Raw genomic sequence first — 15,627 nt, 5'->3', positions numbered from 1 at the left:
GTTATCATCCGCCTGTGAGGTGATCAGCGCGTCAGCCAGACGGCGCAGCAATAAGCTGAGCGCTTTGGCTTAGAATAAAGCTCACTCGGCTTAGGGATCGCCTCCCTACACCTAGCCAGAGGTCATAAGGACAGCAGGGCGTGGCTACTGTGGCCACGCCCTGCCCAAAAAAATTGGCTGGTCAGCGCGTGTCGGTGACAGGTTTGTCGGTGACGGGCTCGGCGTCCAGGCCAAAGGCGCTGTGCACGGTGCGGGTGGCGTGTTCTACGTCCGCACCTTCGATCGCCACGCTGATATTCAGCTCGCTCGATCCCTGCGAGATCATCAAGATATTGATATCCGCGTTTGCAAGGGCGCTGAACAGCTTGGCCGAGACGCCCTTGGTGCCGCGCATTCCCGCGCCCACGATGGCCAGCACCGCCACGCCGCGCTGCACGTCCACTTGCAGGTGCCGGCCGCCCATCGGCGGAGTCAGGGCCGCCAGCGTGTGCTCCTCGTCGCTGCCCAAAATCACCAGCGAGACGTTGCTCATGCTGCTCGACTGCGAAACCATCAGCAGGGTGATGTTTTCTCTGGCCAGCGCCGCGAAGAGGTCGGCCACCACGTCCGGCACACCCAAAATGCCTGCGCCGGAGACGTTGATGATGCTGACCCCGCGAATGGCCGTGACCGCTTTGACCGGGTGCTGGCCGTCGGTTTGGGCCTCGCTGGTGACCAGAGTTCCAGCAAAGTCAGGGTCAGCGGCGCTTTTGACCCTCAGCGGAATGCCCGCTTCTTGCAGCGGCGTGACCGCCAGCGGGTGCAGCACCTTGGCTCCGAAGTAAGCCAGCTCCATCACCTCGCCGTAACTGAGCTGGGCAATATTTTGTGCGCCCATCACGCTTCGGGGATCGGCTGACATCACCCCGTCCACGTCTTTCCAGGCCCAGACCTCGTCAGCGTGCAGAGCCGCGCCCACGATGGTCGCCGAAAAGTCGGTGCCGCCGCGCCCCAGCGTGGTGATGGCTCCTTTTTCGGTTTCGCCCATAAATCCCGCGATCACCGGCGTCAGGCCAGCGTCGAGCAGACCGCTGAGCCGGTCACGGATGCGCCCCGCCGCCGTGCTGAGCGGACGGGCGCTGCCGAAATGGCTGTCGGTGACGATGCCGGCTTGCCCGCCGGTCAGGTGATGGGCCCGCGCTCCGAGGCTACTCAGCCCCAGCGCCATCAACGGAGCCGATAAACGCTCGCCGAAGGCCACGATAAGGTCGCGGCTTCGCGGGGTGAGTTCGCGCAGCAAGTACACGCCGTAGACAGCTTGGCGCAGGGTTTCGAGCAGTTCACGGATTTCGCGCACCACTCCGCTGTCAGGAGCCGCGCCGAGGTCTTGGGCCGCCGTGAAGTGGCGGGTTCTCAGGCCCGCGATCTGGTCGTTGGCCAGCGCGATGTCGCCTTTTTCAGCGGCTTCGGCGATCCCGAGCAGTTGATTGGTCACGCCCGCCATCGCCGAAACCACCACCACCACCTTGACGCCTTCTTTAGAGCTGCGCTGCGAGAGGTACGCCGAGTGGCGAATGGCGGCGGCGTCACCCATATTGGTGCCGCCGAATTTCATGACGAGGAGTGAGGGCTGTTCAGGCATGCCCAGCAGTTTACGGCATGCGGCGCGGGCAACGGGCGGAGCGTATAACAGGGAGCAGGGCGGGTAAACTGCTGGGCATGGCCAAATGCTCTTTCCCCGTACTCGCTTTCCTGAGTGCCGCGCTGCTCTCCCCTGCTTCGGCAGCGTCACTTTCGGCGGCGTCATTTGCTGGACAAGTCATTTACCAGGTGATGCCCGACCGCTTTTTTAACGGCGACCCGAGCAACGACGGCGATGCGGATCTCGCAAACCCCCGGGCGTGGCACGGCGGGGATTTGGCGGGCTTGACCAGCAAGCTGAGTTACCTGACTGACCTCGGGGTCTCGGCGGTGTGGCTGACGCCAATTTATCAGCAGCAAACGGGCCGCAGCTTTGACACCGACGCTTATCACGGCTACTGGCCCGCCGACTTCAGGAAGGTGGATTCGCATTTCGGCACGCAGGCGCAGTGGGAGGACTTGGTCAAGGCGGCGCACGCGGGCGGCTTTAAGGTGGTGCTGGATCAGGTCATCAATCACTTCGGGTACTTGGCCCCTGCCGTGCAGGCCCAGCCGAGCTGGTTTCACACGCAAGCCGACTGTGACAAGGCGACCAACAAAGACGTGGTCTGCCCGCTGGCCGGATTGCCGGATTTGCGGCAAGAAGACCCGGCCGTGAAGGACTTTTTGTTTCAGAATGACGCGTACTGGCGCGGCCAGGGAGTAGACGCCTTCCGTTACGACGCCATCAAGAATGTGCCGCAAGACTTTTTGACGGCGCTGCTGACCCGTGATAAAGCGGCGGGGACGTGGACGCTCGGCGAGTATTACGGAGCCGACGCGCTGAGCGTTGCCCAGTATCAAAAAGCCGGATTTGACAGCTTGTTCGATTTCCAACTTCAAGACGCTATGAAGCAGAGCGTCATGGGCGGCAGCGGGCTGAGCCGGGTGGCCAGCGCCCTCGACGCCCTGAACAGCGTACCCAAGCCGGATGAGGTGGCGCTGTTTTTGGACAACCACGACTTGCCGCGTTTCGCGCAGGGCAGCTTATTTGAAGACACCGGCATTCAGCGCACCAAGTACGGGCTGCGGGCGCTGATGACCTTGCGCGGCGTGCCGGTGATCTGGCAGGGCACCGAGATCGCCATGCGCGGCGGCGCAGACCCCGACAACCGCCGCGATATGCGTTTTGAAAGCCAGTGGACGCCAGCCGAGAAACAGGTTTTTGAAGTCACGAAAAACGCCATCAAGGTGCGGCGGGCCTCGGCAGCGCTTTCGCTGGGAACACAGACGCGCTTGAACCTGCCGGACAGCCTCAGCGCAAACTTGATGGTGCTGCTGCGCGAAGACAAAAAGAGCGGACAAAGGGTGCTGGTGGTTTGGCATAACGGCGATGGGCGGGCCAGCTACTCGGTCAAGACTTCGCTGGCCCCTCAAGCGCTGACGCGGGGGCTGTTTCTCGATCCGGGTGAAACGCTCAGCAGCGCCAAGATGAGCGTTTCAGGCGGGTACTTGCACCTGAGTTTGCCGCCCAAGACGGCGGCGGCGTTCATACTGGGGAAACTGTGACGAGGATCAAAGCCGTTCTCTTTGACCGCGACGACACCCTCAGCGTGATGGACGCCTCGGTGTATCACCAGGCTGCCGAGTGGGCCGCCGAGCAGTTTGGCTTGGAGGCCCGCACGGTGCTCGGCGTCATGCGGCGGCACTGGGAAACCGAGTTTGGCGGTTGGTGGGCGCTGCGCAGTCTCGGCGATGAGCAGGTCTTTTGGCAAGACTACGCGGCGCGGCTGGCGGCGGGGCTGGGCCTGAGAGCCGAACAGGGAACGGCGCTGGTGGCACAGTTTCCCTATCACGCTTTTATGAAGCCCGCACCGCAGGCCCGTGGGGTGCTGCTGGAACTGCGGCGGCGTGGCCTGAAAACCGGGGTGCTGAGCAACACCTTGCCCGACATCTGGCCCACCTTGCAGGCGATTGGGGTGGCCGACGTGGTGAACGTGGCGCTGAGCAGTTGCTTGCTGGGCGTCCACAAACCCGAGGCCGAAGTGTTTTTGCTGGCGGCCCAGGTGCTGGAGGTCGAGCCGGCGGCGGTGTTGTTTTTGGATGACAAGCTGGAAAATGTCTTGGCGGCGCGGGCGGTGGGCATGCGGGCCGAGCTGGTGGACTTGAGCGGTCAGGCGGAGGGGGCGATTTGGGAGTTGGAAGAGGTGTTGAAGTTGGTGTGAGAGTCTAAATACTTGTGGTCTTGTATATATTCAAGGAGTGAATATGTGGATTGATGGGCATTTGGATTTGGCGTACAACGCTTCACTGGGACGGGATTTGACGTTGGGACTCGGGGCACTGCGGGCGTGCGATCCGGTGGAGGGGCAGACCGCCACCGTCAGCTTTGAGGAGCTGCGGCGGGCTGGTGTGGGGCTGTGTTTGGGCACGCTGTTTGCCGCGCCGCAGACCAATGACCACGCCGGCTACACCGATTGGCGCGGAGCGCGGGCGCAGGCCATCAGCCAGTTGGAGCAGTACCAGCGCTGGCAGGACGGCGGGTTTATTCGGCTGCTGGGCAGCGGAGCCGAGATTTCGGCGCACGCCGCGAAGTATGACCAACACCTGGGCGATCCGGCGGCTTCCCCGCTGGGCGTGGTGCTGCTGATGGAAGGCGCTGATCCGCTGCGAGACGTGGACGACTTGCCGTTTTGGCATAAGGAGGGCGTGCGGGCCATCGGGCTGAGCTGGGGCAAAACGCGCTTCGCGGGCGGCACGGCGGCGGCTGGGCCACTGACTGAGCGCGGGCGCGAGCTGCTCGCCGGAATGCGCGAACTCGGGGTGGCTCAGGATTTGTCACATCTCGATGAGCAGGCTTTTTTTGAGGCTGTAGAACTCCAACCGCGCTGCTTTGCTTCACACAGCAACAGCCGAGCGGTCTTGAAGCTCGGTTCGGCGGAGGGCAACCGGCATCTGAGCGACGAGATGGCCCGCGCCATCGGAGAGCGCGGCGGGATCATCGGGCTGGTGCTGGTCGACAGCTTCCTAAAAGGCGGCTGGGTGCTGGGCGACCCGCGTGTGGAGTTGCAGCAGGTGCTGCGCCACGCCGAGCGGTACGCCGAGCTGATCGGCTGGGACAAAGTCGGGCTGGGCAGCGACCTCGACGGCGGCTTCGGCAACGAGAAAACGCCGCTGGGAATTGATCAGGCCAGCGACTTGGGACGCTTGGCCGAGGTGTTTCCGGATGAAGCGCGTGACGGCGTGATGGGCGGCAACTGGCTGAGGTGGCTGGGGGCCAACCTGTGAGCGAACTGGACAGCCGGATTCACGCTTACGACGAAGTGGGCCGGCTCGCCGAACTTTCACTGCTGGGAAGGCTGGACACTTCGTTCCGGTTCGTGGAGCCGGTGGCGGCCCGCTGCGGCGCGGCGCGGCTGAGCCTGCGGGCCCGGCCTGACGCCCTCAGCCCGCAGGTCAGCGAAGCGCTGCCGGGCGAGGCGCTGGAAATCATCGTGCAGCGGCCTGACGGCTGGGCCTGGCTCAGAACCTTGCACGACGGCTATCTGGGCTTTGCGCGGGTAGAGGGCTTGGCTGAGCAGTCTGTAGCGCCACTGCAAAGACCGCCGCTCAAGATCACGGCGCTGCGCGGGCACGTCTACGCCCAGCCGAGCATCAAAGCCCAGAAAGTGGCAGAGGTGTGCTTGGGCGCGGAGTTGGCGGGCGGCAGCGGTGAAATGGTGAGCGAGGGCGGGCGGCAGTGGCTCGCTGTGGAGGGCGGCTTCGTACAGGCCGTCTGTGCTGAGCCGCTGTCAGACACGGACTCGGCGGCGCTGGCGCTGAGATTTGTGGACACGCCGTATGTCTGGGGCGGGCGCAGCGCCTGGGGGCTGGATTGTTCGGGCCTGAGCCAACTGGTGTACGCCGCCTTTGGGCGCGGCCTGCCGCGTGACGCCGATCAGCAGCAAGCCGCTTTGAGGCCAGTCGGCACGGCGCGGCGCGGCGACCTGGCATTTTTTGCTGGACACGTCGGCGTGATGCTCGGCGCAGAGCGGATGGTTCACGCCAACGCCACGCAGATGGCCGTCAGCGTGGAGACGTTGGGGGAGGGCGAGTACGGCAAACGGCTAAAGGCGGGCTTGCTGGGATTCGGGCGGTGGCCGGTGTGAGCAGGGCGGGCAAAACCAAGGTGGCCATCATCGGCTGCGGCAACCGGGGCGCGGACGTCTACGCGCGGCATTTGGCGGCGCAGGGCGCAGAAATCACCCATCTGGTGGAAACCCGCCCCAGTCGGCTCTTGGAAGTCGCGGCCCGCTGCGGCGTGGATCAGCAGCGGCAGTTCAGCGATTGGAACGCCTTTTTCGAGCTGGGCAAAGTCGCCGACGCGGTGGTAATCGCCACGCCGGATCATCAGCATCTGGAGCCGTGCTTGGCAGCGCTGGCCCTCGGCTATCAAGTCCTGCTCGAAAAGCCGGTGTGCCTCAGCGAAGCGGAGTTGGAGACTTTGCTCGCCGCCGAGGCCGCCAGTAGCGGACAGGTCACGGTCTGCCACGTGCTGCGAACCACGCCATTTTTTCAGGCGGTGGCTGAAGTGGTGCGCAGCGGACGGCTGGGACAACTCGTCGGCATCACCTTATCGGAAAACGTGGCTTGGTGGCACTACGCCCACTCGTTCGTGCGCGGCAATTGGCGGCGCTCACCGCCCACTGCGCCGTTTGTCTTGGCCAAAAGCGTGCATGACCTGGACGTGCTGCGCTGGTTGGCCGCCTCCGCGCCGGTGCGGGTGGAGTCTCAGGGGGGCTTGCATCACTTCCGGCCCGAGAACCGGCCTGTGGACGCGGCAGACCGCTGCGTAGACTGCGCGGTGGCCTGCCCCTTCGACGCCCGGCAGATTTACCGCTCCCGGCCCGTGGATCAGTGGCCGGTGACGGTGCTGACGGCGGGCGGGCTGAGCTTAGAAGAAGCGCTGGAAAGTGGGCCATACGGCGAGTGCGTGTATTTGGGCCTCAACACTGTCGCCGACCATCAAACCGTGAGCGTCACCTTTGAAAGCGGCGTAACGGCGCAGCTGACTTCCAGCGCCTTTACCCACAACAACACCCGGACGCTCAAGCTGCTCGGCTCTCACGGCGAGTTGCGCGGGCAGATGGAGCGCGGCGAAGTGGAGGTTTACGATTTTGTCAGCGGCGCGGTGAGCCTAGTTCGAGTAGACGCCAGCGGCAACCACGGTGGCGGCGACACTGGCCTGGTCAGCGCTTGGCTGGCGTTTTTGCGCGGTGAGGCAGGCGTGCCCACGCCGCTTGCCGAGTCACTGGATTCGCACCGGATGGCCTTTTGGGCTGAGCGCTCGAGGACAGGGCCATAAGTGTACTCACTGCCGCGCAATTGAGAAAAAGCTTGGCAGAACTTGAAGCGGCTGAACTGCGCGAACTGGTGCGGCAGATGTACGCGGCCAGCGCGGACAACAAACGGCTGCTCAGCGCTTTGCTGGAGGACGACAGCAGCGGCCTGAAAATCAAAGTGACGCAGGAAATTGAAAAGGCTTTTGGCACGGCGCAAAGCCAGCGGTGCCCGAGCCTCAAGACAGGAGCAGCACGGACGGCTTTGCAGCACTACGCCAAATTCGCGCCGCCCGCCGCCCTCGTTCACGCTGAGCTGGACTTCGTGGAAGCGGGCCTGGCCTGCATGGAGTGCTACGGTGATGTGAGTGGGAGTGCCCGGAGCAGCTTAGAGAGCATGTGGCAGACGTTGATGAAGCGCTGCCTGAGCTTGCCCAGAGATGAGATACCGTGGACGCGCCTCAGGCGGGTGGAGGCCAATCAAGAGGGCTGCGGCTGGGGATTTTTGGAGGAGTTGGAGGGCTTGGAGGAATAGCGGGAAGCTGTTATATATATTCTAAACGGCTTCGCCCTGTTTGATGCTCAGCACCCTTGAAGCGCCGCTGGCGTCGGTGGTGACGCCCCAGATGGCCTCGGCCACTTCCATGGTCGCCTTTTGATGGGTGACCAGTACAAACTGTGCGCCCCGCGCCGCAAAGACTTTGAGGAAGTGGGTAAAGCGGCGGATGTTGGCTTCGTCTAGGGGGGCGTCCACCTCATCCAACACGGCCAGAGGCAGGCCACTGGCACTTTCTGTGCCCGCGTGGTTGAGGGCAAACAAAAAGCCGAGGCCCGCCATGGTGCGCTCGCCTGCCGAGAGCAGGGTGAGGCTGCGGGTGCGCTTGCCCTGCGGCTGCACGGCCAAGCGCAGGCCGCAGAGGCTGCCGTCCTCGTTGCGCTCGGCTTCGAGCTCGCCCACGCCGCCGAGCAGCTCGCGGCTGTAGTCGGCAAAGGCGGCGTTGACCCGCCCATAAGCCGCCAGGGTGGCCACCTGCTCTTGCTGAGCGAGTTCGGCGAGGTGGACGCTGAGTTCAGTGGCGGCGGCCTGGGCATCCTCTCTTTGGGTGTGCAGGTCAGCGAGGCGCTCGGCTTCGCGGGCGTGTTCGGCTTCGGCCAGCGGATTGACCAAACCCAGCTCGGCGAGGTGCGAGCGCACGCGGCCCAGCTCGGCACTCCACTCGCGGGGTGTGCCGGGGAGGAGTGCTGCGTCGGTCAGAGGTTCGAGGCTGCCTTCGCGGCGGGCGGCGGTGAGCTGAGCGGCTTCCAAGTCGGCGCGAACTTTGTTTTGGCGGGCCAGCAAGTTGGCGTAGCTTTGACTGGCTCCAGCTTGCAGGCGCTCGGCGTCTTCTAAGCCCGCTGGGCGGCGCTGCTCGGCTTCCGTTTGACGGCGCGAGACTTCAGCTCCTGCCAGCTGCTGCTCGGCGCTTTGCTCAGCGAGGGCAGCGCTGTTGGCGCTCAGGCGCAGGTTCAGGGCCAAGCGCTGTTCGGCAGCTGCGTGGTAAAGCGTCCAAGCCGCCGCGAGTTGGCGGGCCTCGGCGAGCTGTTCACTGCGTTGGCGCTCGGTTTGGCGCAGGTCAGCAAGGCAGGCTTCCAACTCGCGGCTGCGCTGTTCTGGGTCGGCTGAGGCAAGGTCGGCGGGCGCTGAAGTGACATCGGCAGCTTGCTGAAGTTGGCTGAGCAAGCCGCGTTGACGGGTTTGGGCGGCGCTCAGCTCCGTTGCGAGTTGGGTGACGCGGCGCTCCGCTTCTCGCTCGGCAGCTTGGAGAGTGGCGGGTGAGGGCAGGAGACTGAGCGGCAGGGCGGCACGTTGGGCGCTGAGCGCGGCGTGAGCGGCTTCTAGACTTCGTTCTTGGACGTGCAACGCTTCCAGTTCACCAGCCAAGTCTTCAAAGCGGCGTTGATCGGTGAGCAGGTTCGCGCCGCCGTCGCGCAGGCGTCCGCCGGTCAGGGCCCCACCGGGTTCCAGCAGCTCGCCGCCGAGCGTGACTAAGCGCGGGCGGCTCTGGAAACGGCGGGCCAGGCGGGTGGCGGTGGGCAAGTCTTCCAGCAGCAGGGTATCGGCCAGCAGCGCCTCGCTGATTTGCGGCGGATCGCTGGGGCAAAGGTCGGCGAGGTTGCCCAGCACGCCAGTTTCGCCGAGCAGCCCCGAGTCGCGGCGCGGGCGGGGGCGCAGCAAATCCAGTGGCAAAAAGGTGGCGCGTCCGCCCCGCTGCTTAAGCAGGTCGATCAGTTCGCGGGCGTCGTCTGAAGTCTGCACCACCACTTGCTCTAATCGGCGGCCCAGCGCGGCGCTGGCGGCGGTTTGGTACTCGGCGCTGACGCTCAGCACGTCGGCCACCGACCCGATGATGCCGGGGTGGTCGCTCGTCAGAGCGTTGCGGGGGCCTTCGCCGTAGCGGGTGTACGAATGGAGCAAGGTCTCCAAGCGGGTTTGTTCGCTTTGCAGCGGCTTACGGGCGGCCCTGAGTTCGCTGAGCTGGCGCTCTGAGCGGCTAAGCTGGGCCTCGAGTTCGGCGCGGTGCTGGGCGGCTTGCTGAGCCTCAGTTTCGGCTTGCTGGCGCTCTGTGGCGGCGGCTCCCCGCACCGCTTGGGCTTCTTGGAGGGCGGGAACCAGCTCACTCAGGCGGCGCTCCAGCTCCGTTTGCTCGCTTTGCAGCAGGGAGCGCTGAGCGCTGCTGCGGATCTGCGCTTCGGCGTGCTGGGCCGCCAAAAGGCGGGCGCGTCCGAGTTCGGCGCTGAGACTGCGCCACTGGCTTTCGGCTTGGCTCAGCTCGGCGCGGGTCGTTTGAAGCTGGGTTTGCAAGTCGGAAGCGTCGGGGGCGGGTTGCGGCGGCGCAGCCAGTTCGGGGAGAGACCGCTCCCGCTCCAAGCTTTCCCGCTCACCTTGCAGACGCGTCACGGCGCGGCTGAGCTGGCGCTCGGCACTCTGGGCGGCTTCCAGCAGCTCTAGGGCTTGGCGGTGGCCGGCTTGATCCGCCCGGACTGCCCGCACCGCTTCACGGGCGGTTTCGAGCTGAGCGCCCGCCAGCACGGTGCGCTGAGCCAAAACCAGCGATTCTTGCTCAAGCTGGGCGGCGGAGGCCTGAGCCGCTTGAAGTTCGGCCCTCAGCGTTTCCTGACGGTGACGGAATAGCGCTTCGACAAGGGCCAGTTCGCGCAGGGCGAGGGTTCGGGCGAGCTGGGCCGCCGCCGCTTCGATCTGGAGGCGCTGGGTGCGGGCGGACAGTTCGTCTTCAAGGCGTTGCAGCTCGCTCAGAGAGCGCCGCGCTCCTTCAAGGCGGCTCTCGGTGTCCTCGCGGGCAGCCACCGCCCTACTCAGGCCCGCCGCTTCCTGAAGATAGCCGAGCAGGGTTTTGCCCTCGGCCTGCACCACCCCGCTGACCTCGCCCTGCCCGATGACCGCCAGCCCGCCGGGGCCGAGGCCCGTGCCGCGCAGCGCCTGCTGAACATCGCGCACCCGCACCGGGCGGCCCGCGAGGTCTTGCTCGGCGCTGCCGTCGCGGTAAATCCGGCGGCTGAAACTGAGCTGGCCCTGCGGGGTTCGCAGTTCAATTTGCACTTCCGCGAGGCCCACCGGCGCTTTGCCGCCGGAGCCGTGAAAAATCAGCTCGGTGGCTTTGGCGGCCCTGAGTTCGCGGGCGCGGGCTTGGTGGCAGGCCCACCGCAGCGCTTCGACCACGTTGCTTTTGCCCGAGCCGTTGGGGCCGATCACGGCCGTCACGCCGGGGCCGAAGTCCAGACGGGTGCGCTCAGCGAAACTTTTGAAGCCTTGCAGGGTGATGGATTCAATCATGGGCAGTGGGGTTGGAATGAGAAGCAGAAGGAACCACGGCCTGCAATCAGTCTTGGCAATCCGCCTTGCCGTACGGGCGGGTCAAATCCATGTGGCCGAGCAGAGTCGGCGCACTTTGACCGCCCACTAAAAACAGCACGTCTTTGCCAGTTTTTTCAAGCAGGCTGCGGGTCAGCGAGCAAAGGATCATTCGCTCGCCGCTGACGCCGTAATTGAACTGCGAATAACTGCTGGGCAAGTTGACATAAAAGTGCGGGCCGCGCACCCACACGTCCGGCGCGGCGCTGCCCTGCGGAATGACCCGCAGCCCTTTGCCCTTGAGCGGGCCACGCGCCCAAGCGTTCAGCTCGGCCTGCGCGACTTTGCCCGGCGACTGGCCTTCAACGCTCACGCTGCGGTCTTCGGTCACGAAACTGTCTACGTTGCCGTTTGAGAAGTAAAGCGTGACGGTGATCGGCTGCACCACTTCGAGTTGCAGCGCAGGCGGCGTCGGCGCGGGCGGCGGCTGCGAGACCCAGTTGCGAACCGCCAGCGAGAGCGCCAACAGCAGCAAGCCCAAAATGTTGATGGGCGTAAAGAGGCGCTTCACTGGCCGCTTCCGGTCAGGTTGGTGGCCCGCGCTTTGAGGAAAGTGGCCACGCTCAGGGCCAGCGCTTCCGAGACTTTGACGGTGCGCTGGGCCGTGATCAGGTTGGCGAGGTCGCCGGCGTTTTGCGGCCAGCCGAGTTCGAGTTCAAATGAAGCGTGCGGAGCCTCACCCGGCAAAAAGAGGCGCGGGATTTGCTCGGCTCCGGCTTTGAGGCCGCGTGAACCGAGTTCGCCCATCAGCAGTTCGGCCAGCCGCTTGGTTTCGCCGCCGTCGCCCACCGCTGCCCGCACGAGGTCGCTGCCGCCGGCCCCGCTGCGAAACGCGTTGATGATCTGGGCGTTTTGGTCGCCGACCGGCTGATAAAGGGTGATGCCCTTTCGGCCCGCGCCGGGAAAGCGCCCCACACTGAGCGTCACAAAGACTTGGCTTTGACGGGCCAGCTTTTCTCGCTGGGCCACCGGAAGCCGGCCCGCCGAGCTGCGGGTGAGCTGGACTTGCCAGCCCGCTTTGCTGAGCAGCTCACCGGTGGCGCGGGCGACTTCGAGTGGAATATCCACGCTGCCGCCGCCTTTGGGAGCCGGATCAAGGACGATCAGCGGCGAGCGCGGCACATCCGCGAGCGCGGCGATATTGCGCGGCAGTCCGGGGCCGACATCGAGAACCAGGCGCACGCTGCCGGGGCGAATCACCTTGAACAGCCGGTAGCCTGCGCCGTTGCCCAGAGGAATGGCGATGCTGGCGTTGCCCTGGGCGGTCTTGACCTCAAACTGCGGCACGAACGCGCCGCGCGTGGCGTAGGTGCGCGGATTGGCGTTGACGCCTTTGAGGGTCAGGGTCAGGGTGTTGCCGCTGAAATTGGCGGCGTACTGAAGGTCGCGGCTGAAATCCAGCACGATCCGGTCAGTGTCTTTTCCGGCCCGCGAAGACACGTTGGTCAGCGCCGCAGCGGGCAGCGAGAAATCGCCGGTGCGGTAGTCCGCGCCCAGACCGCGTGCCAGGGTGTCGAGCGGCAAATACACTTCGCCGTTCACCAGCGTGGCGGTGCGGGCTTTGAGGCGGGTGCTGTCGAGCTGCACGGTGTTGAAGTCGGTGGCGGCCCGCTCGGAATCTTGGTCGATCGGCAAGATCAGCTCGTGGCCCAGGCCGCTGACACGCACGTAAGGGTCTTCGCGGCTGACTTTGACGGCGCTCAGCCCCTCGACGGTGAGCTGCGAGGCGTACTCGGCTCCGCCCAGCACGATGGCCTGAGCGTCCCGGCCCCCCAGCGTCAGCTTGCTGTAGGCGTACTGCGCTCCGGCCACGCCCAGCAAAAAAAGGGCGGCCAGCAGTCCGGCCCGCAGGCGCAAATCCCGAAACAGACTTCTTTGAAGACCGGGCTTCATGCGTTCCTGATTTCTTTGCGGGCTTCTTTGTCAGCCTCGGCGCGGCGCTTGTCATGCAGCTTTTTGCCGCGTGCCAGCGCCACTTCCACCTTAAAGAAGCGGCCTTTTTGATAAAGGCGGGTGGGAATGAGACTCAGCCCTTTAATTTTGAGTTGGCGTTCTATTTTTCCGATCTCTTCACGGTTTAAGAGCAGGCGGCGGGTGCGGCGGGGAGTATGGTTGTTGTAGCTGGCATCTTTGTATTCAGGAATGTACAGCCCTTCGAGGTCAAGGTCGTGGCCTTGCAAGCGGGCAAAAGCGTCGCGGAAATCCACGCCACCGGCGCGAATGCTTTTGACCTCACTGCCGGTTAAACTGATGCCCGCCTCGAACCGTTCCAGCAGTTCATAGTCGTAATGTGCGCGGCGGTTGGTATACACGGGCCGCATTCTAGCAGGCGAGTTTGTGAGGGCGGGCCAAGTGACGTAGGGTGGCTCAGTTTTTGGGCTTCCAGCGGGTGAGCAGAGGCTGGATGATGCCCAGCAGCACCGGCGCAAACCACGCTATGGACGGCTGGATAAAGGCCAGAATGCCCATAACGGCAAAAACAGCCGAGTTGAGCACCGAGCGAACCGCCAGCATTCGAATGGGCGCGTGGGCCTCGGCCAGGGCGTGCTGGCGCACATACCGCAACAAAAGCAAATAGGTGAGGCTCATCAGCAACTGGTTGAGGGCGTACGGCCAGACGCCCCCGGCCACGTTGCCGTACGAGCCGAGCAGCGCGGCGGTAAACGGCAGCAGCGAGACCATCATCAAATGGACGACGTTGAGAAACCCCAGACGTTGATCGGCGCTTTTGACGTAGACGAACAAGCGGTTGTGGCTCAGCCAGCTCAGGCCCGTGACCAAAAAGGTCAAAATGTAAATCCCCACTTTACCGATCAGGTCGAGGAGAGTTTGGTTGACGGCGGCGCTCTGAGCAGCTTGGCTGAGGGTGCGGGCCACTCCAGGCACGTTGAGTTCCAACACGAGCAGGGTCATGACGATGGCAAAGACCCCGTCGCTCAGGCCGTGTAAGCGGCCCAGCGGAATATCTTGCGGGTTGGTGTTGGCATCCGGCGACATGCAGTCAGTTTAACGGGCGTTCCGCTCAGGCCTTCTCCAACGATACCAGTTCTCCCGCTTCAGACGCGGCGAAGCGCTCACGCAGGAAGCGGCCCTGGGTCAGCATCCTATCGGCGGCGGCGTGGTCTAAGCGCAGCGCTTCTTTGACGCCCGCCTCTATAAGGTCGAGTTGCTCGCTCAGCAACGTTTCGGCGTCCATGCCCTGTGCGCTCAGGCGCTGCCGTGCCCCCGCCGTCAAATCGAGGAAGGCCCGCAACGTTTGCGGCAGGTAGTCGGCTTGGGTTTGCTTGATCAGAAAGGCGCTGCGGGCGTCCAGCGTTTTGGGCGCGTCCTGCACCAAGCACAGCAGCGCCAGCGCCCGTGAGCGCTGCGGTTCCGGCAAGCGCAGGGCCAGCACCGGCGCAGCGTTGGGGTCTGCCGGCGTGGGCGCGGGCAACGCAGCAGGCTGTTTGGCGGCTTGCTCCAGCTCGGCGATGGCCCGCTTTTCTTGGAGAATACGGAGCTTGCTTTGGCCGTCGACGCGGGTAATCAGCGCGATACCGCCGAAGATGCCACCAAAAATCACCATCAGAATCGGAACGGCTTCCATAGTCCGTCGAGTATGGCACGCGCCTCAATGCGCTGGGCCGTACTCGGCCTCCGCGTCATCCATCTTGACGCGCTCAACGCCCACGCGGTCGCGTCCTGCCGACTTGGCCGCGTACATGGACTCATCGGCGCGGGCCAGCAGCGTGCTGAAATCCTCACTGGGGCGCACCGTGCTGATGCCGATGCTGATGGTCAGGCGCAGATGATGCGGCCAAGCGTGCGCCCGGAAGTCGGCCAAGAGCTGCTCGGCACGGAACCTGGCACGCTCGGCGGCGGCTCCCGGCATCACCACGATAAATTCCTCCCCGCCCCAGCGCCCCACTGTCGGCGGCGCGGCCCCCACTTCGGTGACGGCATTTTGCAGCACTCTGGCTGCCGCGACCAGAACTTCATCCCCGACGCCGTGGCCGCACTCGTCATTCACACGTTTGAAGTGGTCGAGGTCGATCAGCAGCAGTGAACCGGTCTGCCCCCGAGCGGCGGCGCTGAGCAGCGCGTCGACTGCCGGATACACGGCGCGGCGGTTGGGAAGCTGGGTCAGGGGATCGGTGAAGGCCATCTGCCGCAGCTGTTCTTGGGTGACGGCCTGGGCGGCGTGCTGCGTGCGGAACCACGCCAAGCCCCAAATCAGCGACAGCACCACAACCGCATTGAGCTGCACCCTCAACCACTCGAAGACGTTGTGGAGCGCCGCCGATCCCGGCAGGAGCCAGGGCAAAACCAGACTCAGCGCGGCATACGCCAAGTTGAACATAAAAAACTGTCTGGGCACGAACGCCAAAAACACCAAGGTGCACACTCCCACCATGCCCCAGTACGGCCCATTGTTGATGGAGCCACTGACGGGTGATTCAAAGCACAGCAAGGTGATGCGTGCCAAGTTGGCCGCCGCCAGCACCCCGATGCCCAGGCGCTCGGACACCACCAAGGAGCGCTTGGTCAGCAGCCACCACAGGTTAAAGACGCCCAGCAGCCACAACGTCGGTGCGCCGTAGATCAAATACAAATCTGAAGCGCCGGTCAGGCGTTGCCAAAGCACGCTGACGCCCATCAGCACCAACCCGAAGCTCAGCGTGGCGGTGTAGATGCGGCGGCGGCCCGCTTCGCCGTCAGGGTCGCGCAGAGGCAAATGGAGTCTGGAGTCTGGAGCCATTGGCGCTCAGTGTAGAGCGCGGCGCTTGACTAAACCTTGACAGATTCCGAAAGAGAACAGAA

14 protein-coding genes are annotated in these 15,627 nt (G+C 64.6%); 6 read left to right on the top strand and 8 right to left on the bottom strand.

The features are described from left to right. Positions 1 to 181: 181 nt before the first annotated feature. A complete protein-coding gene (locus FNU79_RS09285) occupies positions 182 to 1,621 on the bottom strand; it encodes an aspartate kinase (RefSeq protein ID WP_225429995.1) in 1,440 nt (479 codons plus the stop codon). A gap of 77 nt (positions 1,622 to 1,698) precedes the next feature. On the opposite strand from FNU79_RS09285, the gene FNU79_RS09280 reads away from it, so the two are divergent. The 6 genes from FNU79_RS09280 to FNU79_RS09255 are packed head-to-tail and all read left to right on the top strand — an operon-like array spanning position 1,699 to position 7,452. Then, on the top strand, positions 1,699 to 3,168 hold the full coding sequence (locus FNU79_RS09280; protein ID WP_143720576.1) for an alpha-amylase family glycosyl hydrolase: 1,470 nt from the start codon (positions 1,699 to 1,701) through the stop codon (positions 3,166 to 3,168). Continuing rightward, positions 3,165 to 3,824 (top strand): HAD-IA family hydrolase, encoded by a 660-nt coding sequence (locus FNU79_RS09275; RefSeq protein ID WP_225429994.1) that lies wholly within the window; start codon positions 3,165 to 3,167, stop codon positions 3,822 to 3,824. Before FNU79_RS09280 ends, FNU79_RS09275 begins: the two co-directional genes overlap by 4 nt. A gap of 43 nt (positions 3,825 to 3,867) precedes the next feature. After that, a complete protein-coding gene (locus FNU79_RS09270) occupies positions 3,868 to 4,887 on the top strand; it encodes a dipeptidase (protein ID WP_143720639.1) in 1,020 nt (339 codons plus the stop codon). Further along, positions 4,884 to 5,747: a C40 family peptidase gene (locus tag FNU79_RS09265; protein ID WP_143720575.1), complete on the top strand. Its 864-nt coding sequence runs from the start codon at positions 4,884 to 4,886 to the stop codon at positions 5,745 to 5,747. The genes FNU79_RS09270 and FNU79_RS09265 overlap by 4 nt, the downstream gene beginning before the upstream one ends. After that, a complete protein-coding gene (locus FNU79_RS09260; protein WP_225429993.1) occupies positions 5,744 to 6,943 on the top strand; it encodes a Gfo/Idh/MocA family protein in 1,200 nt (399 codons plus the stop codon). Before FNU79_RS09265 ends, FNU79_RS09260 begins: the two co-directional genes overlap by 4 nt. A 32-nt stretch (positions 6,944 to 6,975) precedes the next feature. Then, a complete protein-coding gene (locus FNU79_RS09255) occupies positions 6,976 to 7,452 on the top strand; it encodes a hypothetical protein (protein ID WP_143720574.1) in 477 nt (158 codons plus the stop codon). Positions 7,453 to 7,473: 21 nt separating this feature from the next. On the opposite strand, the gene FNU79_RS09250 is transcribed toward FNU79_RS09255, so the two are convergent. The 7 genes from FNU79_RS09250 to FNU79_RS09220 are packed head-to-tail and all read right to left on the bottom strand — an operon-like array spanning position 7,474 to position 15,565. Beyond that, on the bottom strand, positions 7,474 to 10,749 hold the full coding sequence (locus tag FNU79_RS09250) for an AAA family ATPase (protein WP_143720573.1): 3,276 nt from the start codon (positions 10,747 to 10,749) through the stop codon (positions 7,474 to 7,476). 46 nt (positions 10,750 to 10,795) lie between these two features. Further along, entirely contained in the window at positions 10,796 to 11,338 is a 543-nt protein-coding gene (locus FNU79_RS09245; RefSeq protein ID WP_225429992.1) for a GerMN domain-containing protein, read from the bottom strand. After that, a complete protein-coding gene (locus tag FNU79_RS09240) occupies positions 11,335 to 12,720 on the bottom strand; it encodes an N-acetylmuramoyl-L-alanine amidase (RefSeq protein WP_225429991.1) in 1,386 nt (461 codons plus the stop codon). Before FNU79_RS09240 ends, FNU79_RS09245 begins: the two co-directional genes overlap by 4 nt. Beyond that, the gene (gene smpB, locus FNU79_RS09235; protein WP_124867631.1) at positions 12,717 to 13,148 is read right to left on the bottom strand and encodes an SsrA-binding protein SmpB; all 432 of its coding nucleotides are present in this window, start codon (positions 13,146 to 13,148) and stop codon (positions 12,717 to 12,719) included. Before smpB ends, FNU79_RS09240 begins: the two co-directional genes overlap by 4 nt. Positions 13,149 to 13,194: 46 nt before the next feature. Further along, complete coding sequence (locus tag FNU79_RS09230; RefSeq protein WP_143720572.1) at positions 13,195 to 13,824, bottom strand: TMEM175 family protein; 630 nt, start codon at positions 13,822 to 13,824, stop codon at positions 13,195 to 13,197. A gap of 25 nt (positions 13,825 to 13,849) precedes the next feature. Next, complete coding sequence (locus tag FNU79_RS09225; protein WP_143720571.1) at positions 13,850 to 14,413, bottom strand: hypothetical protein; 564 nt, start codon at positions 14,411 to 14,413, stop codon at positions 13,850 to 13,852. 24 nt (positions 14,414 to 14,437) lie between these two features. Then, complete coding sequence (locus FNU79_RS09220; protein ID WP_143720570.1) at positions 14,438 to 15,565, bottom strand: GGDEF domain-containing protein; 1,128 nt, start codon at positions 15,563 to 15,565, stop codon at positions 14,438 to 14,440. Between the last annotated feature and the right edge of the window lie 62 nt (positions 15,566 to 15,627).

The sequence above is a fragment of the Deinococcus detaillensis genome (assembly GCF_007280555.1).
GTDB lineage: Bacteria > Deinococcota > Deinococci > Deinococcales > Deinococcaceae > Deinococcus > Deinococcus detaillensis.
This window is presented reverse-complemented; position numbering and strand designations above follow the sequence as displayed.